The sequence below is a fragment of the Arthrobacter sp. 9E16 genome, assembly GCF_002929435.1.
Lineage (GTDB): Bacteria > Actinomycetota > Actinomycetes > Actinomycetales > Micrococcaceae > Arthrobacter_B > Arthrobacter_B sunyaminii.
Map to the genome: position 1 here is coordinate 1201879 of NZ_PJIU01000001.1, position 22683 is coordinate 1224561.

General features: G+C 64.9%; 23 protein-coding genes and 1 pseudogene. 13 read left to right on the forward strand and 11 right to left on the reverse strand.

Annotated elements, in window-relative coordinates:
- The first annotated feature begins 38 nt into the window (after window positions 1-38).
- Window positions 39-416, forward strand: a complete 378-nt coding sequence (locus tag CXR00_RS05765; protein WP_104053496.1) for a VOC family protein — start codon at window positions 39-41, stop codon at window positions 414-416.
- A 28-nt stretch (window positions 417-444) separates the two neighbouring features.
- Here CXR00_RS05765 and CXR00_RS05770 read toward each other — a convergent pair whose 3' ends face one another.
- The 4 genes from CXR00_RS05770 to CXR00_RS05785 all read right to left on the reverse strand — a co-directional run bounded on the left by CXR00_RS05770 (window position 445) and on the right by CXR00_RS05785 (window position 5185).
- Window positions 445-2184 carry a sodium:proton antiporter gene (locus CXR00_RS05770; protein ID WP_258060277.1) on the reverse strand — a complete coding sequence of 580 codons (1740 nt, stop codon included), beginning with the start codon at window positions 2182-2184 and terminating at the stop codon, window positions 445-447.
- Window positions 2185-2240: 56 nt separating this feature from the next.
- On the reverse strand, window positions 2241-3014 hold the full coding sequence (locus tag CXR00_RS05775; RefSeq protein WP_181032187.1) for a metal-dependent hydrolase: 774 nt from the start codon (window positions 3012-3014) through the stop codon (window positions 2241-2243).
- 169 nt (window positions 3015-3183) lie between these two features.
- Window positions 3184-4584, reverse strand: a complete 1401-nt coding sequence (locus CXR00_RS05780; protein WP_104053497.1) for a GntP family permease — start codon at window positions 4582-4584, stop codon at window positions 3184-3186.
- Window positions 4585-4666: 82 nt separating this feature from the next.
- The gene (locus tag CXR00_RS05785; RefSeq protein ID WP_104053498.1) at window positions 4667-5185 is read right to left on the reverse strand and encodes a gluconokinase; all 519 of its coding nucleotides are present in this window, start codon (window positions 5183-5185) and stop codon (window positions 4667-4669) included.
- A 226-nt stretch (window positions 5186-5411) separates the two neighbouring features.
- Between CXR00_RS05785 and CXR00_RS05790 the strand changes: the two genes are divergently transcribed.
- Window positions 5412-6119 carry a FadR/GntR family transcriptional regulator gene (locus CXR00_RS05790; protein WP_219815982.1) on the forward strand — a complete coding sequence of 236 codons (708 nt, stop codon included), beginning with the start codon at window positions 5412-5414 and terminating at the stop codon, window positions 6117-6119.
- Between the two features lie 96 nt (window positions 6120-6215).
- On the opposite strand, the gene CXR00_RS05795 is transcribed toward CXR00_RS05790, so the two are convergent.
- Window positions 6216-6713 carry a Dps family protein gene (locus CXR00_RS05795; RefSeq protein WP_104053499.1) on the reverse strand — a complete coding sequence of 166 codons (498 nt, stop codon included), beginning with the start codon at window positions 6711-6713 and terminating at the stop codon, window positions 6216-6218.
- A gap of 201 nt (window positions 6714-6914) precedes the next feature.
- Between CXR00_RS05795 and CXR00_RS05800 the strand changes: the two are divergent.
- A pseudogene (locus CXR00_RS05800) lies at window positions 6915-7361 on the forward strand (SRPBCC family protein); the annotation flags it as partial.
- Window positions 7362-7525: 164 nt separating this feature from the next.
- On the opposite strand, the gene CXR00_RS05805 reads toward CXR00_RS05800, so the two are convergent.
- Both CXR00_RS05805 and CXR00_RS05810 read right to left on the reverse strand, forming a co-directional pair.
- On the reverse strand, window positions 7526-9010 hold the full coding sequence (locus CXR00_RS05805; protein ID WP_104053501.1) for an FAD-dependent oxidoreductase: 1485 nt from the start codon (window positions 9008-9010) through the stop codon (window positions 7526-7528).
- A gap of 2 nt (window positions 9011-9012) precedes the next feature.
- On the reverse strand, window positions 9013-9810 hold the full coding sequence (locus CXR00_RS05810; RefSeq protein WP_104053502.1) for an SDR family oxidoreductase: 798 nt from the start codon (window positions 9808-9810) through the stop codon (window positions 9013-9015).
- Between the two features lie 167 nt (window positions 9811-9977).
- On the opposite strand from CXR00_RS05810, the gene CXR00_RS05815 reads away from it, so the two are divergent.
- The 5 genes from CXR00_RS05815 to CXR00_RS05835 all read left to right on the forward strand — a co-directional run bounded on the left by CXR00_RS05815 (window position 9978) and on the right by CXR00_RS05835 (window position 13964).
- The gene (locus CXR00_RS05815; protein WP_104053503.1) at window positions 9978-10439 is read left to right on the forward strand and encodes a DUF4383 domain-containing protein; all 462 of its coding nucleotides are present in this window, start codon (window positions 9978-9980) and stop codon (window positions 10437-10439) included.
- A gap of 124 nt (window positions 10440-10563) precedes the next feature.
- Window positions 10564-11604 (forward strand): acyl-CoA dehydrogenase, encoded by a 1041-nt coding sequence (locus tag CXR00_RS05820; RefSeq protein ID WP_146068451.1) that lies wholly within the window; start codon window positions 10564-10566, stop codon window positions 11602-11604.
- Window positions 11601-12926, forward strand: coding sequence for a PIG-L family deacetylase (locus CXR00_RS05825; RefSeq protein WP_258060278.1), 1326 nt, complete (start codon window positions 11601-11603; stop codon window positions 12924-12926). Before CXR00_RS05820 ends, CXR00_RS05825 begins: the two co-directional genes overlap by 4 nt.
- Before the next feature lie 3 nt (window positions 12927-12929).
- Window positions 12930-13631 carry a glycosyltransferase family 2 protein gene (locus CXR00_RS05830; RefSeq protein WP_104053506.1) on the forward strand — a complete coding sequence of 234 codons (702 nt, stop codon included), beginning with the start codon at window positions 12930-12932 and terminating at the stop codon, window positions 13629-13631.
- A 93-nt stretch (window positions 13632-13724) separates the two neighbouring features.
- A complete protein-coding gene (locus CXR00_RS05835; protein WP_104053507.1) occupies window positions 13725-13964 on the forward strand; it encodes a DUF2630 family protein in 240 nt (79 codons plus the stop codon).
- A gap of 31 nt (window positions 13965-13995) precedes the next feature.
- Here CXR00_RS05835 and CXR00_RS05840 read toward each other — a convergent pair whose 3' ends face one another.
- From CXR00_RS05840 to CXR00_RS05850, 3 genes are read right to left on the reverse strand one after another with little or no spacing between them, the layout of a single operon-like run.
- A complete protein-coding gene (locus CXR00_RS05840; RefSeq protein ID WP_104053508.1) occupies window positions 13996-14256 on the reverse strand; it encodes a hypothetical protein in 261 nt (86 codons plus the stop codon).
- 3 nt (window positions 14257-14259) lie between these two features.
- Entirely contained in the window at window positions 14260-15180 is a 921-nt protein-coding gene (locus CXR00_RS05845) for a Ku protein (protein WP_104053509.1), read from the reverse strand.
- A gap of 52 nt (window positions 15181-15232) precedes the next feature.
- The gene (locus CXR00_RS05850; protein ID WP_104053510.1) at window positions 15233-16171 is read right to left on the reverse strand and encodes a hypothetical protein; all 939 of its coding nucleotides are present in this window, start codon (window positions 16169-16171) and stop codon (window positions 15233-15235) included.
- 129 nt (window positions 16172-16300) lie between these two features.
- On the opposite strand from CXR00_RS05850, the gene soxR reads away from it, so the two are divergent.
- From soxR to CXR00_RS05870, 4 genes are all read left to right on the forward strand, one after another.
- Entirely contained in the window at window positions 16301-16798 is a 498-nt protein-coding gene (soxR, locus tag CXR00_RS05855; protein WP_104053511.1) for a redox-sensitive transcriptional activator SoxR, read from the forward strand.
- A 70-nt stretch (window positions 16799-16868) separates the two neighbouring features.
- Entirely contained in the window at window positions 16869-17357 is a 489-nt protein-coding gene (locus CXR00_RS05860) for a flavin reductase family protein (RefSeq protein ID WP_104053512.1), read from the forward strand.
- A 110-nt stretch (window positions 17358-17467) separates the two neighbouring features.
- Complete coding sequence (locus CXR00_RS05865; RefSeq protein ID WP_104053513.1) at window positions 17468-17686, forward strand: PLDc N-terminal domain-containing protein; 219 nt, start codon at window positions 17468-17470, stop codon at window positions 17684-17686.
- Between the two features lie 68 nt (window positions 17687-17754).
- Complete coding sequence (locus tag CXR00_RS05870; protein WP_258060279.1) at window positions 17755-18378, forward strand: pentapeptide repeat-containing protein; 624 nt, start codon at window positions 17755-17757, stop codon at window positions 18376-18378.
- Between the two features lies 1 nt (window position 18379).
- On the opposite strand, the gene CXR00_RS05875 is transcribed toward CXR00_RS05870, so the two are convergent.
- Window positions 18380-19858 (reverse strand): SDR family oxidoreductase, encoded by a 1479-nt coding sequence (locus CXR00_RS05875; RefSeq protein WP_104053515.1) that lies wholly within the window; start codon window positions 19856-19858, stop codon window positions 18380-18382.
- A 122-nt stretch (window positions 19859-19980) separates the two neighbouring features.
- Between CXR00_RS05875 and CXR00_RS05880 the strand changes: the two genes are divergently transcribed.
- Window positions 19981-22656, forward strand: coding sequence for an ATP-dependent DNA ligase (locus tag CXR00_RS05880; protein ID WP_104053516.1), 2676 nt, complete (start codon window positions 19981-19983; stop codon window positions 22654-22656).
- Window positions 22657-22683 lie beyond the last annotated feature (27 nt).

The window sequence follows — 22683 nt, forward strand, 5'->3', positions numbered from 1 at the left end:
GCCGCTCCGGCGGCAACGCCGGGAGTATTCTTTCGCCCATGCGCGTAAAGATGAGCAGTATCCACGTGATTGATCCGGCCGCCGCTTTTGACTTCTACACCGGCACCCTGGGCTTTGAGCCGCTGATGGTGCTGCCGGAGTACAACCTCTTCATCGTCCAGGCGCCGAATATTCCTGACGGGCCCGGCCTGCTTCTGGAGCCCAGTGACCATCCCGTCGCTGAGGCCTACCGCACCGGCGTCTACGGCATGGGACTGCCCGCGGTGGTGCTGGGAGTTGATGATGTCCAGGCCGAAATGGAGCGCCTCAGTGCATTGGGAGTCCGGTTCACCGGGCCTCCGTCCACGGATGCCATGGGAACCCAGGCCGTGTTCGACGACGGCTGCGGAAACTACATTCAACTCCACCAGGATTAGCCCGGACCGCACCCCGGCGCTCAGGCCGTTAGTGCTCACCCAGCCGCGGCCTGAGCCGGGATTCCTCCAGATCCAGCAGCCGCTGGGCATCAGCGAGGGTACGCGAGGGGAAGTGTCCCTCCCGGCGGGCCTGCAGCAGCGCGTTCCGCTCCGCGTCTACAACGGCACGGCGAAGTTCACGGTACTGCAGCTGGGGGGTGGGTGAAGTGCCGATGCCCAGCGCCTTGACGCGTTCCCACGCGAGTTCGCTGCGCAGGAAGGTGCTCTGGCGCACCCGTTCCACCACGTCCGGGTCCACGTCTGTATCCTGGTCCAGGCACTTGGCCGGGTCTTCCAGAACCTTAAGGCCCGCGTCGCTGATCTGGTCCAGCAATGTGGCCAGATCCCGCTGGTCCTCCGCGGCGTTGCGTCCGCGGACACCCAGCATTTGGATAACCCAGGGCAGGGTCCCGCCCTGCAGCAGCAGGGTCACCACGGCCACCGTGAAGGCGATGAGGACTAGCTGTTCCCGATAGGGAGTGGCTTCCGGCAGGGACTGCGCGGCGGCCAGAGTTACTACGCCGCGCATTCCGGACCAGCCGATGACGACGCCGCCGCGCCAGTCCAGTCCTTCGCTGCGGAGTTGGGCGATGTCCGCCTGGCGCCTTCGGTACAATTCTTCGCCGCGGGTATGGCGGCGCTGGGTGCGGGCGTCGGCCAGTCCTCTTGCCGACATTCTGTCCAGTGCCGTCCGGAAGCGGCTGGTGCGGCGCTCCTGATATCCGACCTTGGCGCGCAGGAACAGGATGAGTGGGCCCATCCACGCGAAGCGAATCACGATCAGCAGCGCGGTGACAGCCAAGCCGATCATTACCGCTTCCCGGACGGTCAGCAGCGCGGGATCGACGTTTTCAACCAGATAGCGGATCTCGAGCCCCATCAGCAGGAAGACGCCGTTTTCCAGCAGGAACTGGACCGTGTGCCAATTGACGCTGTCATTGATCCGGGCCTGTGCGCTGAAAGCTGCTCCCGCGCGGTGGCCCGTGTACAGCCCGGCCACCACCACGGCCAGAACGCCGGAAGCTCCGAGCTCCTCCGCGGGAATGAAAGCAAGGAAAGGAACCACAAAGGAAATAGCGGTGTCCAGCACGGGATCATGGAGCTTGGAACGGATGAACACCGTAACGAATCCCACCAGCAGGCCCACGACGACGGCGGCCACCACGGCAAAGCCAAAGTCCGCGACACCGTCCCAGACGCTGGCCAAGCCACCGGCGCTGGCCGCGATAGCGGAGCGCAGCAGAACCAGCGCGGTGGCGTCATTGACCAGTCCCTCGCCTTCCAAAACCGTTACCAGCCGCGGCGGCAGGCCGAGTTTCTTGCCGATTGAAGTGGCGGCTACGGCGTCCGGCGGACTTACCACGGCACCCAGCGCGACGGCGGCGGCGAAGTTTAGATTCGGCAGCAGAATGTACAGCAGCAACCCTGTTGCGAAGGCGGAGAACAGGACCAAAAACACCGACAGGCTGGAAATGGCACCGAAGTTGCGCCGGAAATCCACCACCGGAACGTTGACCGCTGCCGCATAGAGCAGCGGGGGCAGCACACCCATCAGGATGACGTCATGCGGCACCGTAAACGTGGGCAGCCCCGGCAGATAGGACAGTCCCAGCCCGACCACCACCAGGATCAAGGGCGCGGCAATGCCCAGGCGCTTGGAGAAGGCGGCGACGGTGACTATGAGAGCCACGCCGATGACAGCTAACAGGGCTAGTTCCACAACCTCCATTATCGTTCACAGGAGCGAACTATTCTAACGGCAGGCTGTTGGCCCGGTCCGGTGTTTTATGCAGATGCCCACTGGGCCAGGGCAAAGAAAGCGGCGTGGACCACTCCGTACATGGCGTACACGGTCACCGGAACCATCAGGGCCCATTCCCGCCAGGACCCGGCGGCGCCGATCAGGGGCAGTGACATGCAGCCGCTGCTCCGCCAGAGCTTGTTGAGCACGGGGATGCCGGCCAGAGAGCGTGGGCGCTTGATCCGCAGCGGCCACAGAATCATGACACCCTGATGGGTCAGCAGGTCCCCGAGGATGTGCACGGCGACACCCAGTCCGACGGCGACGGGCAGCCAGTCATTGTTTTCCGGCGCGTAGACGGCGATGAAGGCGGACAAGGACAGTGCCAGCAGCCAGCTGCGGGCAGGACCGCCCGCAATTTTTAGCGCTTTCAGGGCAAAGCCCATGAGCAGCACCGACAGCAGGCCCGCACCCACCGCCACCGATCCGAACAACGGCACGTCGGCGGTGACCTTGCCCAGCGCGGTGGACAGGGCCACGAACACGGCAAGGCCCAGCAGGGAGTGCGTGCCGCGCCGGTGCCCGCCGCTGATCTGTTCAGTGATCCGGGCCAGGATCTTCGTGACCGGCGGCAGGGAATGGGCAATGGTTCCGCTGTGGTGATCCAAATCCGGAAGCAGGGCGGCACCGGCGGTAAGCAGTGCGCCCGTGACCACGCCCAGCGGCGTAACCGGATACCAGCCGAGGGCGTGCGGTGCGGTTGAAGCGACGGCAATCCAGGCTGCGGCGCCGGATGCTGCGTGATGACCACCCATCATGGTGCGTGGGGTCCTTCCCTAGGGCGGTGTGAAGCACCGAAAACTTTCGTAACTTCTCATGTTTTCATGCACCACTGACACTCGAGGCACAGGGGCATCAAGAGCCCTCGGGGAACGACGACGGCGGGGCACCCGCGAAGGTGCCCCGCCGTCGTCGTCGTTTCGCCGGTTAGGCCAGCGAAGCCAGTCCGAAGGCCAGCGCTGCCAGGGCGAAGCCCATGATGCCGATCAGCGTTTCCAGCACGGTCCACGTCTTCAGTGTGGTTTTCACATCCATGCCCATGAAGCGCCCCACCAGCCAGAAACCGGAGTCGTTGACGTGGCTGACCACCACGGAGCCGGCGGCAACGGCCACGACCATGGCCGCGGTCTGGACGGTGTTGTAGCCGGATTCCAGCACGCCGGGAGCAATCAGGGCGGCTGCAGTGGTCAGGGCGACCGTGGCCGAGCCCTGGGCGATGCGGAGGATTGCGGCGATCAGGAAGCCGGCCAGGATCAGCGGGACACCGAGGTCGCTGAGGACATCGCCCAGTGCGGCACCGATGCCGGAGGTGCGCAGGACGCCGCCGAACATGCCGCCGGCGCCGGTGATCAGGATGACCGAGCAGACCGGGCCCAGAGCTGATTCGAGTACTTTTTCGATGGCGGTCTTGGATTCGCCGCGCCGGGTGCCCAGGACCACGCAGGCCACGAGGAGGGAGATGAGCAGTGCCACCGGCGTTTCGCCCAGGGTGCGCAGGAACGCGAACCAGGACTGCTCGGCGGCTTCGGCGGAGACTACTCCGGCCGAGGCCAGGGTGTTCAGTCCGGTGTTCAGGAAGATAAGGATCAGGGGCAGCAGCAGCACGGCCACCACGGTGCCGAACTTCGGCGGGTTCTTGATCTCGTCGTCGTCGATCTCACCGAGCACGGCAGGCACCGGCAGGACGAACTTTTTGCCGGCCCAGAGGCCGAACAGGTAGGAGGTGAGGTACCAGGTGGGCAGGGCAATAATGAGGCCGAGGATCAGGACGGCGCCGATGTTGGCTTCAAAGAACCCGGAGGCGGTGACGGGGCCGGGGTGCGGGGGTACAAAGACGTGCATGACAGAGAAGGCGCCGGCTGCGGGCAGGCCGTAGCGGAGTACGCCGCCGCCGAGCCGCCGTGCCACCGAGAAGATCACGGGGAGCATGACCACAAGGCCGGCGTCAAAGAAGATCGGGAAGCCGAAAATCAGTGAGGCGACGCCCAGGGCAAAGGGAGCACGCTTCTCGCCGAAGATCCGGATCATGGTGTCGGCCAGGACCTTGGCGCCGCCGCTGGTTTCCACCAGCCGGCCCAGCATGGCACCCAGGCCCACGAGCAGGGCGACTGTGGCCAGTGTTGATCCGAAGCTGCCGGTCAGTACGGTGACAACGCTGCCGGTGGGGATTCCGGTGGCGAAAGCAGTCAGCAGGCTGACCAGGATCAGGGACACGAAGGCGTGCAGGCGCAGCTTCAGAATCAGGAACAGCAGCAGTGCAATGGCTCCGCCGGCGATCAGGAGGAGGGGGCCCGCACCGAGGGTTTGGGACCAGCCTTCAATTGTCATGGGTTTAGCTCCGTTACTAAATGAGTGACTGTTGGAAGTGGCTGCGGCGCAAATGTGCCGGAGCGGGGAGGGGGAGGCGGGGTCAGTTCGCGGGCAGGTCAAGCCTGTCGAGGATGTCTGCTGCGATCTCTGCAGGTGAGTGGAGGATGTCGATGACAATCCCGGGTTCGTCCTCGGACAGCGGTTCCAGGGTGTTGATCTGGGAAGGCAGCAGTGACGCGGGCATGAAATGGCCGCTGCGGGTCTTCATCCGCTCACGCAGTACCTCGGCGTCGCCGTTGAGGTGGACAAAGTGCAGCTGTCCGGAAGCGGAGGCCAGGACGTCCCGGTACGCACGCTTCAGCGCGGAACAGGTGACGATGGTGGACCGTCCGTTTTCTGCCTGGGTGTCCATCCAGTTCCGAATGGAATCCAGCCAGGGCCAGCGGTCCTCGTCGGTCAGGGGGGTGCCGGACGCCATCTTGGCAATGTTGGCTTCGGAATGGAATTCGTCCGCTTCAGCCGCAATCCAGCCCAAATGCTCCGAAAGGAGAGTGGAGATGGTGGTCTTGCCTGAACCGGACACACCCATAATGACCAGGTGCTGCGGGGCGGGGCTCATATTTCTCCTTGGACGCCGTTGTCGCCGGAAGCGGGCTGGCCCCCTCCGAAGTGATCTGCAGGACAAAGGTATCACCATATAAGTGATTGATAACACCAATGCCACGTTAGGCTGGTTCAGCGCAGATTTCGGGTCACTGCCGTTGAAGGACACGCTTTAGTGGCATTGCGGAACCCGGTTCGGAAAACCGAATCAACATTGCACGTTTGAAAGTCAGGGGAACAGCGTGGACATCAGGGAGCCTCCGCGGGCGGCGGCAGCGGTCCTGAACGGGGCCATAATCGATGCCATCGGAGCGGATGTCGTGGCCGGAACGCTTCAACCCGGAGACCGGCTGACCTTGGAGGGGCTGCAGGAGGAATTTGGTGTCTCGCGGACCGTGGTGCGGGACTGTATGCGGATCCTCGAGTCCATGAATCTGGTGTATTCCAAACGCCGCATTGGCATTGTGGTCCAAGACCCGTCCCACTGGAATGTTTTTGATTCGCGCATTATCCGGTGGCGTTTGAGCGGCCCGGGCAGGGACGGCCAGTTCCGGACACTGACGGAACTGCGGGTGGCGGTGGAGCCCATGGCGGCCGCCGGCGCTGCCCGGCATGCCGGGGAAACGGAGCGGTCCGCGCTGGTGGAACTGGCGGCACGCATGCGGGTGCTGGGGGAAGCGGGCGAGCTGGAAGAGTTTCTCGCCGCCGACATTGCCTTCCACACCCTGTTGCTGCGCTCCAGCGGAAACGAAATGTTCGCTTCCCTTGACGAGGTGGTCGCGGAAGTCCTGACCGGGCGCACTCACCAGGGCCGCATGCCCAACCATCCGCGCGAGGTGGCTCTGCGGGGCCACGAGCTTGTGGCCGGGGCAGTGGCCATCGGTGACGCGGATGAGGCGATGAAGCAGATGGCGGAGCTGCTGGAGGAGGTCCGGACGGCAGTGGCCTAAGCCTGCCCGGGCTCGGCATTCGTGCGGGGAAAGGCGCGGCAAACAGCAGCGGCCGGCTCCTCCCGGAGGGAAGAGCCGGCCGCCGGGGTGCCGGTGCTAGACGGTCGGCTGGGTATTTGCGTCTTCGGGGGTAACCACTTTGGCAGTGGGCAGGACGTTTTCCGCATTGACCATCCAGGCGTACTGCTCGAGCTTGCCGATGAAGCCGTGCAGGATGTCAGCGGTGGTGGGGTCTTCCTCGTCCACCTGGTCGTGCACCTCACGCATGGTGCCCACGGCCGCGTTCAGCATGGCGACCGTCAGGGTGACGGTGTCCTTGGTGTCCACGAGACCTGCGGGGAACGGGGCAAGCGAGGTGCCTTCGGCCACTGCAACACTCCGGCCGTCGGGGATGGCTCCCAGCGCGCGCATGCGCTCGGCCAGTTCATCTGCGAAGAGCCGGGCGTCTTCGATGATTTCATCGAGCTGCAGGTGAAGGTCGCGGAAGTTCTTGCCCACAACGTTCCAGTGTGCCTGCTTGCCCTGCAGGTGCAGCTCAATGAGGTCTACGAGGACGGCCTGCAGATTGGTGGTCAGTTCTTTGGATGCCTTCACGTTTCCTCCAATGTTGACGAAATCTGTTGACGAAGGACGGCTGTGTTCTCCCGGGTTTCCGGTGTGGAGCCCCGGCCGCAGCCGCCAACCTAAGTAAGCTTACCTTCTCCTTGAAGTCGGTGTGTCCGTTCGGTAGCGTGAAGGGCCCGAAGCGGAATTTTCGCTTCCAACCGGCACGATCCGCCTACCGTAGGGACCTCCATGACCACCGTAGAAGAGTCCATTGACGTTGCAGTTCCCGTGTCCACGGCTTACAACCAGTGGACCCAGTTTGAATCATTTCCCCAGTTTATGAGCGGAGTGGAATCCATTACCCAGACTTCGGAAACCAACAACCATTGGGTAACGAAGATCGGCGGAGTGGAGCGGGTTTTCGACACGGAAATCACCGAACAGCATCCGGACGAGCGGGTCGCCTGGAAGAGCACGGACGGAACCACACACGCCGGGGTGGTGACCTTTCACCGGCTTGGAGACGAGGAAACCCGGGTGACCGTTCAGCTGGACTGGGATCCGGAAACCTTCATTGAGAAAGTGGGCTCCGTGGTCGGAGCAGATGACCGGCAGGTCAAGTCAGATCTGAAGGCTTTCAAGGAATTTATTGAGTCTCAGGGTGCTGCCACAGGTTCCTGGCGGGGCAACGTCGACGCCCCTCCCACGGCGCCCGATGCACCTGTCACCTCGACCTCTCCCCTGGCAGCGGCGCCTGAGGCGGATCCCGCCATGGACGATCCGGAATCAGGCGGTCCGCGGGCAGGGCTCTAGTTTCACCGTCCGGGGGTTGGCGGATCAGTCGCGGTCCAGCCCCCGGATCAGCCGCGGTCCAGCCCCCGGACCGCTGGGCCTTCCAGCAGCTTGCCGTCCGCTGTAAACCGTGAACCGTGCAGCGGGCAGTCCCAGGATGCCTCGGCGTCGTTCCAGGCAAGCACGCCGCCCAGATGCGGGCAAACCGCAGAGACCCTGGATATTTCGCCGTCCACGGTGCAGATACCCACAGGCCGCAGATTCTTGCGCACAACCTTTCCCTGGCCCTCGGGCGGGGCGGATTCGTCCGCCCCGGCCAGCGATGACGCCCAGCCGGCCAGCATTTCAAGCCCCACTTCGGCGTTGTCCCGCACGGAGGTAAGAACATCGCGGGAGGAAAGTTTCGGCTGGTACCAGTTAAGAGCCCCGTCGCCCTCCGCCGCAGGGGCAATGGCCTGGCTCAGTGCAAGGGCGGCGGCCACTGCGTTGGTCATGCCCCATTTGTTGAAACCGGTCGCCGCGAAAATGCTGCCGTCACCAAAAGGAACCTGCCCCACATAGGGCACTCCGGAGGCGGGCTCATAGTCTTGGGCGGACCACGCATAAATGGGATCCGCCACCGCAAAATGATGTGTGGTCCACCGTGACAGGTCCTCCACCAGCGACTGCGGATGCGGATGGCGTCCGACGGCGTGGCCGTTCCCGCCGGAAATGAGGTAATCCGTTCCGCCGGCACGGGCCGTACGCAGGGACCGTGAAGGGGAGTCAACGGACAAGTACATTCCCTGCGGCACCGCTCCGCGGATCGGATGGGCCATTGCGTAGGAACGCAGCGGCAGGAGCCTCGCGAAATAACCGCCGCGGTCCAGGATTGGTATTCCGGTGGCCAGCACCAGATGGCGTGCTGACACGGAACCGGAGGGAGTCAGGACACGGACCCGATTGTCCGCCGCCTTGCCTGCTCCGGTGACCCGGATCCCCTGGACCAGGGTCCCTCCCGCCGCCCGCAGTTCCGCAGCCAGTGCTGCCAGCGCCTGCAAGGGATGGATCTGTGCCTGTCCGGGCAGTTCCAGGGCTCTGGAGACTTCAAACGGCAGTTCGGTTTCCAGTGTCATCTGCGGTGACAAGCCGGCCGCTGTGGCGGCTGAAAACTCAGCCTCCAAGCTCTGCCGGCCCTTCTCGCTGAGGGCATAGGTGTAGGCGGTGCGGATGTCGTGGTCCACCCCATGATCGCGGCAGAAACGGAGCAGCCAGTCCTGGCCTGCCCGGTTGGCGTTCACATAGTCGCGGACGGCGTCGGCTCCTTGGTGGGAGGCGATGGTGGACAGCTGAACACCTTGGAGCAGGGAGACCTTTGCCGTGGTGTTCCCCGAGGTCACCGCTCCAACCTGCCGGGCCTCCAGCACCGCAACCTTCTGGCCGCGGCGGGCCAGCAGCAACGCAGCCGCAAGTCCGGTCAGGCCGGCTCCGGCCACCACGACGTCATATTCCGCAGAGGGAATAAACGGGTCGGAGGGGACGGGCGGGGCAGTGGACAGCCAGAGACTTTCCATGGTCAGGCCTCCATCCAGTCGGTGGAGACAATGTGCGAGCCGCCCTGCGGCCCCATCTGCAGCATCCCGCCGTCAACGGGCCAGGAGGCACCGGTGACGTAGCTGGCGGCCGGGGAGGCAAGAAAGGCGACAACGGCGGCGATCTCGCGGGCGTCGCCGGGCCTGCCCAGTGGTATGCCGGGACGCTCCGCCCGGTGCGGGTCCTCGTCATGCTGGTCCGTCATGGGGGTGGCGATTTCGCCGGGAGCCACCGAGTTTACGGTGATCCCGTACCGGCCAAGTTCAAGGGCCATGACCTTCATGAGGCCGCCCAGCCCGTGCTTGGATGCCGTGTAGGCCGCCGATCCCACCCGCGGCTGGGTTTCGTGAACGCTGGTCACGGCGATCAGGCGCCCTTCCCGACCTGACGCCACCATTTTTTTGGCGGCGTGCTGCAGGCAGACAAAGGCTCCGTTGAGGTTGGTGTTCAGGGTGTCGATCCAGGTGGGAAAGTCCAGCTCGAGGAAGGGTTTGCCGTCCCCGGTGCCGGCGTTGTTGACGAACACGTCCAGTGATCCCAGCTCCGCCGCAAGGTGGTCAATGACCTGCCCGCAACCCGGAAGGTCCGTGGTGTCCAGCCGTGCTGTGACCGACTTTCGGCCGAGGGCGCGCACTTCCTCCGATGTCTCCCTGGCCCCCTGCTCATCGGTGTGCCAGGTGATGCCCACATCCATTCCTGCTGCTGCGAGGGCCACCGCGGTGGCCCTGCCGATTCCGGAGTCGGAGCCCGTGACGATTGCGGTGCGAGGAGCGAAAACCATGATGGGTGAGCCCTTTCGGTGCCGGTCAGTTCAGGATGCTAAGCATGCTTCCCATGATCTGGTGATTGTGCAACAGTTGAGGAATTATTCGCTCCGGGGGATACGCGTTGAGCACTAGCCGGCCGCGGCCGGCAACACATGTCGCCAAGGCATAAAAGGAGTTTCCAATGTCCTATCCCATCCGCGGCAGGTCACTCCGCCGCACCAATGCACAGCGAGCCTCCTGGTATTTCGGCATTATCTTCATCCTGATCGGTGTTCTGGGCTTCGTTCCCGGAATCACCTCCAACTACGACGTCCTTTATCTTTCAGGGTTTGAATCCGAAGCACTGCTTCTGGGCGTTTTCCAAGTGTCCATACTGCACAACATCGTCCACCTGCTGTTCGGGTTTCTCGGACTGATCATGGCCCGAACCAACAAACTGGCCCGGATCTACCTCATTGGCGGCGGCATCGTCTATCTTCTGCTGTTCCTTTACGGACTCATCGTGCCGCACCACTCCGAAGGGAATTTTGTTCCCGTGAACTCTGCGGACAACTGGCTCCACCTGATCCTGGGGGTCGCCATGGTGGGACTGGGCCTGCTGTTCGGCTCACGTTCCGTTCCTGGGCGTACCTCTCCGGCCTAGCCGTTCGGGAACGTTCACCCGGGGCGAAGAAGAGGAATCCCGTTCCTGAAACTGGCAGACTGGGGACAAACCTCTACAACGCACCATGGACAGGCTGGAAACCGTTCCTGGGAGTAAGGAAACGGTGGACATCACAGCCAACCCCGCAGCCGAGCAGGCTTTCGGATCACAGGAGGTGCCGGACCTTCCGGACCTCGCCCGAAAAGCGTCGGCAGTCCACGGCAGCGCCGACGCCGGGCTGCGTCTGGCCCGCGACATTGCAGTAGCTGCCCCGTTCCCCGGTCAGGGGCGGACCAAAACGCTGTGGTCCATCCTCGCCACCGTTGCTGCAGCCGACCTCACGGCTGCCCGGTCAATAGAGCCGCACCTGGATGCCCTGGCCATCCTGGACCAGGCCGGAATCAGCGCTGAGCCCGGAACCTGGGGAGTATTTGCCGCCGAAGGGCCCGGCATGGCCGTCACGGCTACCCCTGGCCCGGATGGATGGGAGCTGTCCGGGCGCAAGCCCTGGTGTTCCCTCGCAGCCCGCCTCGACCACGCTGTGGTTACCGCCCACACCGGCAACGGCCGCCGTCGCGCTTTCGCCGTGGACCTGCGTCAACCGGCGGTGACACCCGTGCCGGAAACATGGGTGAGCCGGGGACTGGCCGATGTCGACAGCGGACCGGTGGATTTCCAGCGTGCATCCGCCCGCCCCGTGGGTGCAGACAACTGGTACCTCGAGCGGCCCGGCTTTGCCTGGGGCGGAATGGGAGTGGCGGCCTGCTGGTACGGGGGAGCAGCAGCAGTGGCCCGGCGCATGTTCCGGGCTGCCGCGGAACGCGAACCGGACCAGATTGCCCATTCGCTGCTCGGCAAGGCTGACGCCCGGCTGCAGGCAGCCCGCGCCGTGCTGGACGACGCCGCCGCCCGGGTCGACGCCGGTGACGCTGGCGGTCGCGACGGCGCCATGCTGGCGCAGCGGGTCCGGGGCATCGTGGCCGATGCCGCGGAAGAGGTCCTCACGCTGGCGGACCACGGACTGGGTCCTGGGCCGCTGGCGCTGGAAGAAGATCACGCCCGGCGCACCGCAGACCTTCGGATTTACCTTCGTCAGCACCACGCGGAGCGCGACTACGCCGCCCTGGGCCGGTCGTTGCTGCAGGGCGGGGAGATCCCGTGGTGAGCTTCAGCCACCTGGACGACTCCGTCCCCGAAGCCCGGTGGCTTTCAGCGGTTGAAGGCCGCAGCTACCTTGACCCGGCCCGGCTCTGGCCGCACGGAACCGGCCGGCTCGTGGTCCTGGCCGCCCATCCGGATGATGAAACCCTCGGAGCCGGCGGACTCATCGCGCTGACGGCTGCCCGCGGTATCGCCGTCGACGTGGTGGTGGCAACGGCCGGCGAGGCTTCCCATCCGGACTCTCCCACTTTCTCTGCCGAGCAGCTGGCACGCGTCCGGCGGGTTGAACTGCGCGACGCCGTCGCACTTCTGGCGCCCGGGGCCACCGTGCACTTCCTGGACCTGCCCGACGGCGGACTGGCCCGGCACCGGAGCGAACTCGACGCCGCGCTGGCTGCCATCGTGGGCTCCGCCGCTAAGGAAAACACGGTTCTGGCCGCGCCCTGGCGCAGCGACGGACACACCGACCATGACACCGCCGGGCAGGCGGCGGCCGCCCTTGCCCGAACCATGGGCCTTCCGCTGCTGGAATATCCGATATGGCTGTGGCATTGGGGCCAGCCGGGAGATGTCCCGGAAAACCTGGTGCTGCTGCCTCTCGGTGACGCTGCTGCCGCCAAGAAACGGGCGATGGACGCGCATGTCACCCAGGTGCGGCCCCTCTCGCCGGCACCTGGAGACGAAGCGCTGCTCAGCCCTGCCGTTCTGGCCCACTTTGAACGCAGCTTTGAATCGTTTGCGCTGTCCACCCCGCGACCGCCCCGCGAAGTCTTTGAGGATCTGTATCAGAGCAGCTCTGATCCCTGGCACTTTGAGGACAGTTTCTACGAGCACCGCAAACGCGCGCTGTGTCTGGCCATGCTTCCGCGACCGCAATTCTCAGCGGTTTTTGAACCCGGCTGTTCCATCGGGGTTTTCACCCGGGAACTGGCGGGCCGCGCTGATGCCGTGCTGGCGACGGACATCAGCGACCGTGCACTCGAACTGGCCCGGCAGCGGCTGGCATCGGCCGGCCACGTGCGCATGGAACAGGGGACCGTGCCGGAAGACTGGCCCCCGGGCCGCTATGACCTGGTGGTTGTTTCGGAGATCGGGTATTTCCTCCAGCACAGTGCGCTCGAGGAACTCATCGAGCGCACCAGTGAATCCCTGACGGACGACGGCGTGGTCCTGCTGTGTCACTGGCGCCATCCAAACGAGGGCTGGGAGCTGACCGGCGACCAGGTCCACGAAGCTTTCCGGGCACGGAGCGGCCTGCAGATCATCGCGGAACACCGAGAGCAGGACTTCCGAATTGACGTGCTGGCCCGCACTGAGGCGCCTTAGCGGATGCCCGCACCCGAACATTTGGCCGTTGTGATTCCGGCCCGCAACGAAGAGCAGCTCCTGCCCGAGTCCCTGGCATCGGTGGGTGCTGCCATGCGCGCGGCGGCGGAACAGTGCGGCATCGGGGCTTCGGTCACGGTGGTGCTCGATTCCTGCACGGACGGATCTGCGGATGTGGTGGCCGGGCTGCAGTCCCGGTGGGCTTCGGAGCTGGACCTGAGGATGGTGGCCGGTTCCTTCGGCCTGGTCGGCGCTGCCCGGGCAGCCGGCATTGCCGCCCTTCCGCAGCGGTCCGGACTCTGGATTTCCTCCACCGACGCCGACACGGTGGTTCGGCCGGACTGGCTCATCCGACAGTATCGGCTTGCCGCCGTTGGCTACGGCCTGGTCCTGGGCACCGTGGTTCCCGCTGCGGCGGATCTCAGTGCTGCGGAGCTGGCGGAGTGGCAGGGACAGCATGTTCTGGCCGAGGGGCACCCCTACATCCACGGCGCGAATCTGGGGTTCTCCCTGACGGCGTATCTCCGTGCGGGCGGGTTTGCCGCGCTGGCCGCCCATGAGGATGTGGATCTGGTGGCCCGGATCAAGGACACGGGCACACCGTGGATTGCCACCGACCAAACCCGGGTTGTTACCTCCGGTCGCAGGGACGGCCGTGCCCCCGACGGGTTTTCCCGGTTCCTGAGACAGCTGCTCCCGCGCTGACGCTCCCCTCGCCGGGCATCTGCCAATGCGCCCGTGATGTCTATCCTCCCCAACGTTATGGTCACCGGTCGGCCGGATGGTTAGCGTAGGGACATGGACGTTACCGAAATTCAGCACCGCATTTCAGAACTCGTGGAGAAGGAACAGGGGCTGCGGGATTCCCAGGCCGACGATCACCCCGAAGATCGGCTGGAGCAGCTGCGCCTGCTTGAAGAGCAGCTGGACCAGTGCTGGGACCTGCTGCGGCAGCGCCGCGCCCGTCTGGACGCCGGGGAAAACCCGGACGACGCGACGGTGCGGCCGGTGGGGGAAGTGGAAGGTTACCGGCAATAGCCCCGGCAAGAACCCACAGCCGAGCCACCCGTTAGCGGCGGGGCAGGACCTCGCGGGCCAGGGCGGCCATGCCCAGTGTGCGGCGGAACGGGCTGTTCCCCCGTGCTGCCTCCAGCGATGCCCAGAGGATCAGGGAAACTTTGCTGAGGGACCCCAGAACTTGCTGATACTTCGGTGTCAGGGCCATCATGGATGCCGCGCCGAGACCTGCCCACGCGAGGACGGGCAGGTTGGGGACCTCGACAATTCGGATGCGTCCGTTGCGGTCCCGGAAAAAGTTTGTCAGCGCCATGGTTTAGGCACCCTTCCTGGTTTTGGCCGGAGCCTTGCGTGCGGGTTTCTTTTCCGCAGGCTTGGCGTCATCTTTTTGAATGCGGGTAGAGGAACGCGTTCCGGAATCTGAGGGCTTGGACCCTGACCCGGATGATTTCTTGTCGCGGTTTTTTTCCACGCTGCGCCGCAGGGCTTCCATGAGGTCCAGGACTTTCCCGCCCTCCTCTTCGGTTTCGGTCCCGAAAGTCTCTTCGGTATCCAAGGCTTCGCCCTTTTCCAGTTTTGCTTCGATCAGCGTTTTCAGCTGCTCCTGATAGTCGTCAGTGAACTCGGCGGGGTTGAAGTCCGAGCTGAAGGATTCCACCAGGGTTGAAGACATCTCCAGTTCCTTGGCACTGATCCGGACTTTCTCATCCAATGACGGGAAAGCAGCTTCCCGGACTTCGTCCTCCCAGAGCAGGGTTTGCAGGGTCAGCACGTCGCCGCGGACCCTCAGCGCACCCAGCCTGCTCTTCTGCCGGAGCGAAAACTGCACGATGGCCGTGCGGTCAGTGTCCTCCAGCGTCCGGCGCAGCAGCACATAGGACTTCGTCGATTTCGAATCGGGTTCCAGATAGTACGTCTTATCGAAGAGGATGGGGTCCACCTGCTCGCTGGGCACAAATTCGACGACGTCGATCTCCCGGCTCTTCTCCACCGGCAGGGAGGCCAGTTCCTCATCGCTGAGGACCACCGTTTGCTCGCCGTCGTCGTATGCCTTGGCAATGTCCTTGTATTCCACTACCTCGCCGCAGATTTCGCAGCGGCGCTGGTAGCGAATGCGTCCGCCGTCCTTCTCATGGACCTGGTGCAGGCTGACGTCGTGGTTCTCGGTGGCGGCATAAACCTTCACCGGCACATTGACCAGCCCAAAGGCTATGGCACCCTTCCAAATGGCTCTCATGTCTCCCAGTGAACACCAACCCGGGGGCCTCGACCAGAGTGCCGCGGAGCGCTCAGCCCAGCTTTAATTCGGTTCCGATGGCCCGGTATACGTCGGGATTGGCAAAATAGGCACTGTGCGAACCGGGAAACGGCTCTCCGGACTGAACTTCCTGATCGATGATCCGGTCACCGCGTCCGGCAAAGACCCGTTCGCTGCAGAAGGACAGCAGATCACGTTCATCCCAAAAGTTGAGCCAGGGTGCCGGCAGCGTACCCGGTCCGCCCGGGGCCAAATGTGCGAGTCCGCCCAGCAGATAGAGCCAGGGACTTTGGGAACCGGCGGTGACGAGCAGGTCCAGCCGAATGCCTTCAGCTTTCCACCCGGGATCGGAGACCAGGTCCACTGCGGCCACCCCGCCGAGGCTGTGGCCGAAGAGGACCACGGGGGCGTCCTGGTTCGCCATCCGGAGGGCATGCGTGACGGCGGTGCGGGCCTCGGCGCCCCGGCGCAGGTAGTAGATGATGCTGCGGGAAAAATCCGATGCTGCATCTGTCAGCGTCACGCGGCGGCGGATTGCGACGTCGGTGATCAGGTTCAGGGTTAGCCGCTCCAGGCTGCTGCCCAGCAGGTTTTCTTCCGCGGCGTTGACTGCGGCAACATTGTTCTCCTCTGTTCCGGTTTGGACTCCGGATGCAGCGGTGTCCGGGAGGCGGTGGAGCGGCGGAGCATTGAGAAGATCCAACCCGGCCAAGGCCAACCCGCGTTCCGCTGAGGTGAGTTCCGTCGGGGTCGCGGCCGTTGCCGGCTGGTAACGCGGCGGGAGCGCGGAAACCACGCTGATGTCCGGGGCGGCACCGGCTGCCCACGCAACATCCAGGACAGCATAGCCTTCCAGCGCCGGATCCCGGGCAAGCATCCAGCGAATGGTTTCGGCGGGGACAGGATCAGGATTGCCGGTGCCCTGCAGGAAAACCAGGGTGCCTGCGGCATCAGGAGCTGCGGGGAACAAGTTGGCCTCTCTGGGGTTGGCGTTGGCACATGGTCAGAGCGCCACTCTCACACCTCTGGGTGCGGACCGCCAGAGCCGGACCGCAAAACCACGCCCTGCCGGGTGTGTGCAGGTTTGCCAGGGCGGATAATGGAACCCGCAACGGAGGGAGCGGCTGTGGGCAGGGAAGCATCAACCGGCGGGGAAGCAGCAGGGCGGTCCGAACTGACCGTGGGCCAGATGGCTGAACGCAGCGGGGTGAGTGTTTCAGCCCTGCACTTCTATGAGCGGCAGGGGCTGATCAGCAGCCGCCGAACCGCGGGGAACCAGCGCCGATTCGACCGCTCGGTCCTGCGCCGGGTAGCAGTCATCCGCGCGGCGCAGCGTGCAGGCATTCCGCTGTCCGCCATTGCACGGGCACTGGATGAACTGCCCAAGGACGCCGTGCCGGACCAGAGTGACTGGCAGAGGCTGTCCTCTGCCTGGCGCCAGGACCTGGACGCGCGGATCCATTCCCTCGAGGCTCTGCGGGACCGGCTCGGCGGATGCATCGGGTGCGGCTGCCTCTCGCTGGCCGAATGCCGCTTCGTCAATCCAGACGATGCGTCAGCCGACCGGGGAACCGGCGCCCGCGCCTTCGAGTTTTAGCGGGCGGCCCGACGGCGGGTACCGGCCGCCGATTTGACCTCAACCATAGTTGAGGTTCTAGCGTTGACTCATGCTGACAGACCATTTCAAGGACGCCTTCCGCGCCCATCCGGCCGGAGTTGCCGTTATTACCGCGTATGGCGACGCCGGGCCGGTCGGATTGACTGCTTCGTCCGTGTCCTCCGTCTCCGCAGACCCGCCCATTCTGGTCTTCTCACTGGCGTCAGCTCAGGGATCAGCCGGTGTCATTGCCGCCGCTGACACCGTGGTGGTGCATCTCCTGGGGGCACGCAACGCTCCGCTGGCCTCTCTGTTTTCCCGGCCCGGAACGGACAGGTTCACCCCGGAACTGGCCTGGGAGAATCTGCCCACCGGCGAGCCGCTTCTCATGGATGCACCGCATGCCCTGCGTGCCCGCGTCCTGAGCCGCACCGCTGTCGGATCCTCTGTGCTGGTGACTGCGGAGGTCCTGAACATTCTTGCCTCCGGCGAGCCGGATGCCCCGCTGGTCTATCACAACCGCACCTACCACCGCCTGGGGTCCCACTCCGCGTTGTGAGCACGGCTTCCCGGTCGACAGGACACGCGGGCCCAGGGCGGCCCGTGGCTGCAGCCGGGTTTGCTGGAAAGATGGGAGGAATACCCATCATCAACTGAAACGGGAACACCATGGCCACGAAGAAATCCCTCAAGGACCTCACCAGCCGGCAGAAGAAGCTGGTGGGCGTTTCCGCCACCGTGCAGTTTGCTCTCGCCGGCCTGGCACTGGCGGACATCTGGCGCGGACCCGCTTCCGAAGTCCGCGGTTCCCGGGCGCTGTGGTCCGCAGCCTGCGCCGTGAACTTCATCGGCCCGCTGTCCTACTTCATCTTCGGCCGGCGCAAGTAGGCGTGGCTCCGGCAGGCCGGCGCCCGCCCGTCCGCAAATCCGGATCCGGAAAAACCAAGCAACCTGCTGTGGACCCCGTTTCGCTGCAGGGTCTTGAAGAAGCACCGGCGCCGGAAGACGCCGGCACCTTTGAAGGCCTGCGTTTTGACGGGGAGTCCTTCGACGGCACGGATCTGCAGGGCAGCACCTTTTTGGAGTGCGAGTTCAGTGCGGTGTCCATGACGGACACCGCGCTGCGCGGCGTCCGGTTCCTGGAATGCCGGTCCTCCGGCCTGTATGCACCGGTGTTCCGTGCTCCGCGGGCCACCTTCCGCGACGTGGTCCTGGAGGGCAGCCGGCTTGGATCGGCGGAACTGTATGACAACGGCTGGAACTCCGTGCACGTGGACGGCGGCAAACTGGATTATGTGAACCTGCGCAACTCCAGGCTCACCGACGTCCTGATCACCGGCTGCACCATCGAGGAACTAGACCTGGACGGCGTCCACGCCACCCGGATGGCCTTCCGCGACTGCCGGATCGGTGCCCTGAGCCTCACTGGAGCGGTGCTGCAGGACGTGGACCTGCGCAGCACACAGCTGCGGTCCATCACGCACCTGGCCGGACTGCACGGCGCCACGATCGATGACGGGCAGCTGATGATGCTGGCCCCGCTGCTGGCCGCCAACATCGGGCTGCGCGTGGAGGGCTGACTCAGCTTTCCTGGGCGAGCTTGGACGCGTTCTTGATGATGTTCTTGGCCATGGACGGGAAGATCAGGCCGTGGAACGGGGCAATGAGCCACCAGTAGAGTTTCCCGGCCAGTCCCTTGGGAAAGTAAATGGCGCGCTGCCGGTACAGGCTGCCGCCGCCGTCGGGATCCACCCGCAGTTCCAGCCAGGCCTTGCCCGGCACCCGCATCTCGGCGCGCAGCCGCAGCAGGCTGCCGCGCTCCAGCAGTTCCACCCGCCACCAGTCCACCACGTCCCCGGTGAACAGGGTGGTGGGATTGCGGCGGCCGCGGGTCAGACCGGCGCCGCCCACGGTCTTGTCCAGCACGCCGCGGATAGCCCAGGCCATCGGCAGCGAATACCAGCCGTTCTTGCCGCCGATTCCCTCAATCACCTTCCACACATGCTCGGGAGCCACCGAGGAACGGCGCTGCCGGGAGTCCACATAGACCGTCTGCCCGGCCCAGTTCGGGTCAGTCGGCAGCGGTGAGGACGCATCATCGGCCGACGGCGACGCGCTGGCCCATGTGGTTTCCACCTCGCCGCGCTTTTCCTTGCCCAGCGCCCGCTTAACCGCTTCCTGATACCCGGTGCGGCCGCCGTCGGGCTCCGCCACAAACTGGTCAATGTCGTGTTCCTTGGACACGGCGTCGTGCTGCAGGGATTCCACCAGCGGCAGCGACATGGACCGCGGAATCGGGGTCACCAGGGCCACCCACATGCCGGCGAGCCGCGGCGCGGGCAGCGGCAGGGCATAGATCCGCCGCCGAGGCAGGCCGGCCTCTTCCGCGTAGCCGTTCATGATCTCCGCATAGGTCAGGACCTCGCGGGAGCCGATATCGAAGGTGCGGTTCACATCGGCGGGGAGGTCGACGGCGCGGACCAGATAGTGCAGGACGTCGCGGATGGCGATGGGTTCGATTTTCCGCCGCACCCAACTCGGAGCCGGCATGACCGGCAGGGTTTCGGTCAGGTGCCGGATCATTTCAAACGACGCCGAACCGGAACCGATCACCACGCCGGCCTGGTAGACAACCGCGGGAACCTTACCTTCAAGGAGGATCCGTCCCACCTCGGTGCGGGAGCGCATGTGCGGGGACAGCTCACCTTCCGGATGCAGTCCGCCCAGATACACGATCCGCTGCACCCCCGCCTCGGCCGCGGCGTCCGCAACAATGTGCGCGATCCGCTCCTCCTGGCTGGCGAAGCCCTTGCCCGAGGCCATGGAATGCACCAGGAAGTAGACGGTATCGATGCCCTGCATGGCCTCGGCGACGGAATCCTTGTCCGCGAGGTCACCCTGGATGATCTCGACGTCGTCGTGCCAAGGAACGTCGTGCAGTTTGTCTGGGGAACGCACCAGGACCCGCACCTTGTGGCCGTCCTGCAGGAGCAGCGGCACCAGCCGCCCGCCAATGTAGCCCGTGGCGCCTGTTACCAAAACCCGCTGTGACTCAGTCATTTTCCCAACGTACACAGTTCTTCCGACGCTGAGCAGTGGCTCCGGAACGCCGTTGGCGTAATCTGCCCAGCAGGCTCACAAATACTGGAAATTGCGTGCCCATCCCGGTAAGACTAGGGACCATGGCGAGCAGCGGAGCGGGTCTGAAGCAGCAGGAAACTGTGAACGTGGACGGCCACCGCCTCCGGCTGACCAATTTGGACAAGGTGTTGTATCCGGAAACCGGAACCACCAAGGCCGACGTGCTGTCCTATTACGCCGCCGTCGCCGAGGCGCTGCTGCCGCATTCCCGGGACCGTCCGGCCACCCGCAAGCGTTGGGTCCACGGAGTGGGAGTGCCCGGAGATCCGGGGCAAGTCTTCTTTCAGAAAAACATTGAGACCTCCGCTCCCACGTGGGTGAAGAGGTTTCCGATTGAACACAAGAGCGGCACCAACATTTATCCGCTGGTCAACGACCTGGCGACATTGACCTGGCTGGCCCAAAGCGCGGCCCTGGAAATCCATGTGCCGCAGTGGCGGTTTGGCCCGCGCGGCAAGATCAATAATCCGGACCGCCTGGTGCTGGATCTGGATCCGGGGGAGGGCGTGGACCTGGCGCAGTGTGCCGAGGTGGCCCGTCTGGCCCGGGACATCCTCTCCGACATGGGACTGGACGCCCGCCCGGTCACCAGTGGTTCCAAGGGCATCCATCTGTATGCCGCGCTGGACGGGAAGCAGACCTCGGACGAGGTGAGCGCCGTCGCACACGAACTCGCGCGGGCACTGGAAGCGGACCATCCGGACCTGATCGTGTCCGACATGAAAAAGTCCCTGCGGACCGGCAAGGTTCTGCTGGACTGGAGCCAGAACAACGGCAACAAAACCACCATCTGCCCCTATTCGCTGCGCGGCCGGTTCACGCCCACGGTGGCGGCGCCGCGCACCTGGGAAGAGCTCGAGGATCCGGACCTCGCCCAGCTGGACTACGAACAGGTGATGCAGCGGCTGGCCGAGGACGGGGATCCGCTAACCGGCATGGACTCCGGCTCCGGGGAACTGGACGCCGAGGCACTGGAGGACGCCGTCTCGGAAGGAACCGGCGCGGGACCTGCGGACCGGCTCAGTAAGTACCGCAGCATGCGCGACGCCGCCAAAACCCCGGAACCCGTTCCGGCCGAACCCGCGGAGCCCTCCGAAGGCAACAGCTTTGTCATCCAGGAGCACCACGCCCGGCGGCTGCACTGGGACTTCCGGCTGGAACATGACGGCGTCCTGGTCTCCTGGGCGCTGCCCAAGGGTCCGCCGGATTCTCCGGACCAGAACCATCTGGCAGTCCAGACGGAGGATCATCCGCTGGACTACGGCAGCTTTGCGGGGACCATTCCCAAGGGGGAGTACGGCGCAGGCGAGGTGCGGATCTGGGACCACGGAACCTATGAACCGGAGAAATGGCGTGACGGCAAGGAGGTCATTGCCGTGCTGCACGGCCAGCCCGACGGCGGCCTTGCCTCCGAAGGCAGCGCGGACCGCCGCTTCGCCCTGATCCACACCGGCGGCAAGGGCGGGGCCAACAACTGGCTGATCCACCTCATGAAGCACCAGCCTGAGCCGCGGGATCCGGCGGACACTCCCGACATTCCCGACACTTCCGGTACTCCCGATGAGGCGGACAAAGCCAACAAATCGGATAAGGGTGAGCTGAAGGCCAGGGATCCCGACGAGGCGGAAGATTCGCCCGTCGAAACCGTGGCAGCCGCCGCAGCAGCGCCGCCTCCCGGGGCCAAAACCCTTCCGGACACCGCCGGGACAGCCAAGGCCGTTGCGGCGGACGCCGGGGAACACGGCATGCCCGCCGTGGAACCCATGCTGGCCACCCTCGGAACCCGCGCGGACGTCAATGAAGACGACGAATGGGCCTTTGAAATGAAGTGGGACGGCGTCCGAGCGGTGGTGGATGTGACGCCGGAGGGAACCCGGCTGATCAGCCGCAACGGCAATGACATGACCGCCGCCTATCCCGAACTGCAGGAACTGGGCCGGCATCTGAACGGGGAACGCGCGGTCCTGGACGGGGAAATCGTGGCCATCAACAAGGCGGGCCGGCCGGACTTCGGGCTGCTCCAGCCACGCATGCACCTGACCAAGCGCCGCGACATAGAGACCGCCGCCGCCCGCACCCCGGTTCACCTGATGATCTTTGACCTGTTGTGGCTGGACGGAAACTCGCTGATGGAGCTGCCGTACTCGCAGCGGCGGGAGATCCTGGAATCCGCAGTGGAACCGGCGGGGGAGGACGGCCACGTTCAGGTGCCGCCGGCGCTGGAGATGTCCATGGATGAGGCCGTGGAGGCGAGCAGGGAGCTCGGCCTTGAAGGAGTCATGGCCAAGCGGCGAACCAGTACCTATTCCCCCGGCCGGCGGTCCAAAAGCTGGATCAAACTCAAGAATTCCTTCACCCAGGAAGTGGTGATTGTGGGCTGGCGCCCGGGCAAGGGCAACCGGGCATCCAAGATCGGTTCGCTGCTGGTGGCCGTTCCGGACGGTCATGAGCTGACCTACATTGGCCGGGTTGGATCGGGCCTGAGCGAGAAAGATCTGGCCCTGGTGGGCGGGAAACTGAAAAAACTGGCCCGCAAGACACCCCCGTTGGAGGGAGTTCCCCACGCGGACGCCTCCGACGCCCAATGGGTCCGTCCCGTCCTGGTGGGTGAAGTGACCTATTCCGAACGCACCGCCACCGGCAAGCTCCGCCACCCCGCCTGGCGCGGACTGCGCCCGGACAAGAAACCCTCCGACGTCGTCGTCGAAATCCCCTGATGAGTCTGCCCCGACATTCAGCCGTTC

Coding starts and splice junctions, on each gene's coding strand:
- CXR00_RS05765 (WP_104053496.1), top strand. CDS start 39: ATGCGCGTAAAGATGAGCAGTATCCACGTGATTGATCCGGCCGCCGCT.
- CXR00_RS05770 (WP_258060277.1), bottom strand. CDS start 2,184: ATGGAGGTTGTGGAACTAGCCCTGTTAGCTGTCATCGGCGTGGCTCTC.
- CXR00_RS05775 (WP_181032187.1), bottom strand. CDS start 3,014: ATGATGGGTGGTCATCACGCAGCATCCGGCGCCGCAGCCTGGATTGCC.
- CXR00_RS05780 (WP_104053497.1), bottom strand. CDS start 4,584: ATGACAATTGAAGGCTGGTCCCAAACCCTCGGTGCGGGCCCCCTCCTC.
- CXR00_RS05785 (WP_104053498.1), bottom strand. CDS start 5,185: ATGAGCCCCGCCCCGCAGCACCTGGTCATTATGGGTGTGTCCGGTTCA.
- CXR00_RS05805 (WP_104053501.1), bottom strand. CDS start 9,010: ATGGAAAGTCTCTGGCTGTCCACTGCCCCGCCCGTCCCCTCCGACCCG.
- CXR00_RS05810 (WP_104053502.1), bottom strand. CDS start 9,810: ATGGTTTTCGCTCCTCGCACCGCAATCGTCACGGGCTCCGACTCCGGA.
- CXR00_RS05815 (WP_104053503.1), top strand. CDS start 9,978: ATGTCCTATCCCATCCGCGGCAGGTCACTCCGCCGCACCAATGCACAG.
- CXR00_RS05830 (WP_104053506.1), top strand. CDS start 12,930: ATGCCCGCACCCGAACATTTGGCCGTTGTGATTCCGGCCCGCAACGAA.
- CXR00_RS05835 (WP_104053507.1), top strand. CDS start 13,725: ATGGACGTTACCGAAATTCAGCACCGCATTTCAGAACTCGTGGAGAAG.
- CXR00_RS05840 (WP_104053508.1), bottom strand. CDS start 14,256: ATGGCGCTGACAAACTTTTTCCGGGACCGCAACGGACGCATCCGAATT.
- CXR00_RS05845 (WP_104053509.1), bottom strand. CDS start 15,180: ATGAGAGCCATTTGGAAGGGTGCCATAGCCTTTGGGCTGGTCAATGTG.
- soxR (WP_104053511.1), top strand. CDS start 16,301: ATGGAACCCGCAACGGAGGGAGCGGCTGTGGGCAGGGAAGCATCAACC.
- CXR00_RS05860 (WP_104053512.1), top strand. CDS start 16,869: ATGCTGACAGACCATTTCAAGGACGCCTTCCGCGCCCATCCGGCCGGA.
- CXR00_RS05865 (WP_104053513.1), top strand. CDS start 17,468: ATGGCCACGAAGAAATCCCTCAAGGACCTCACCAGCCGGCAGAAGAAG.
- CXR00_RS05875 (WP_104053515.1), bottom strand. CDS start 19,858: ATGACTGAGTCACAGCGGGTTTTGGTAACAGGCGCCACGGGCTACATT.
- CXR00_RS05880 (WP_104053516.1), top strand. CDS start 19,981: ATGGCGAGCAGCGGAGCGGGTCTGAAGCAGCAGGAAACTGTGAACGTG.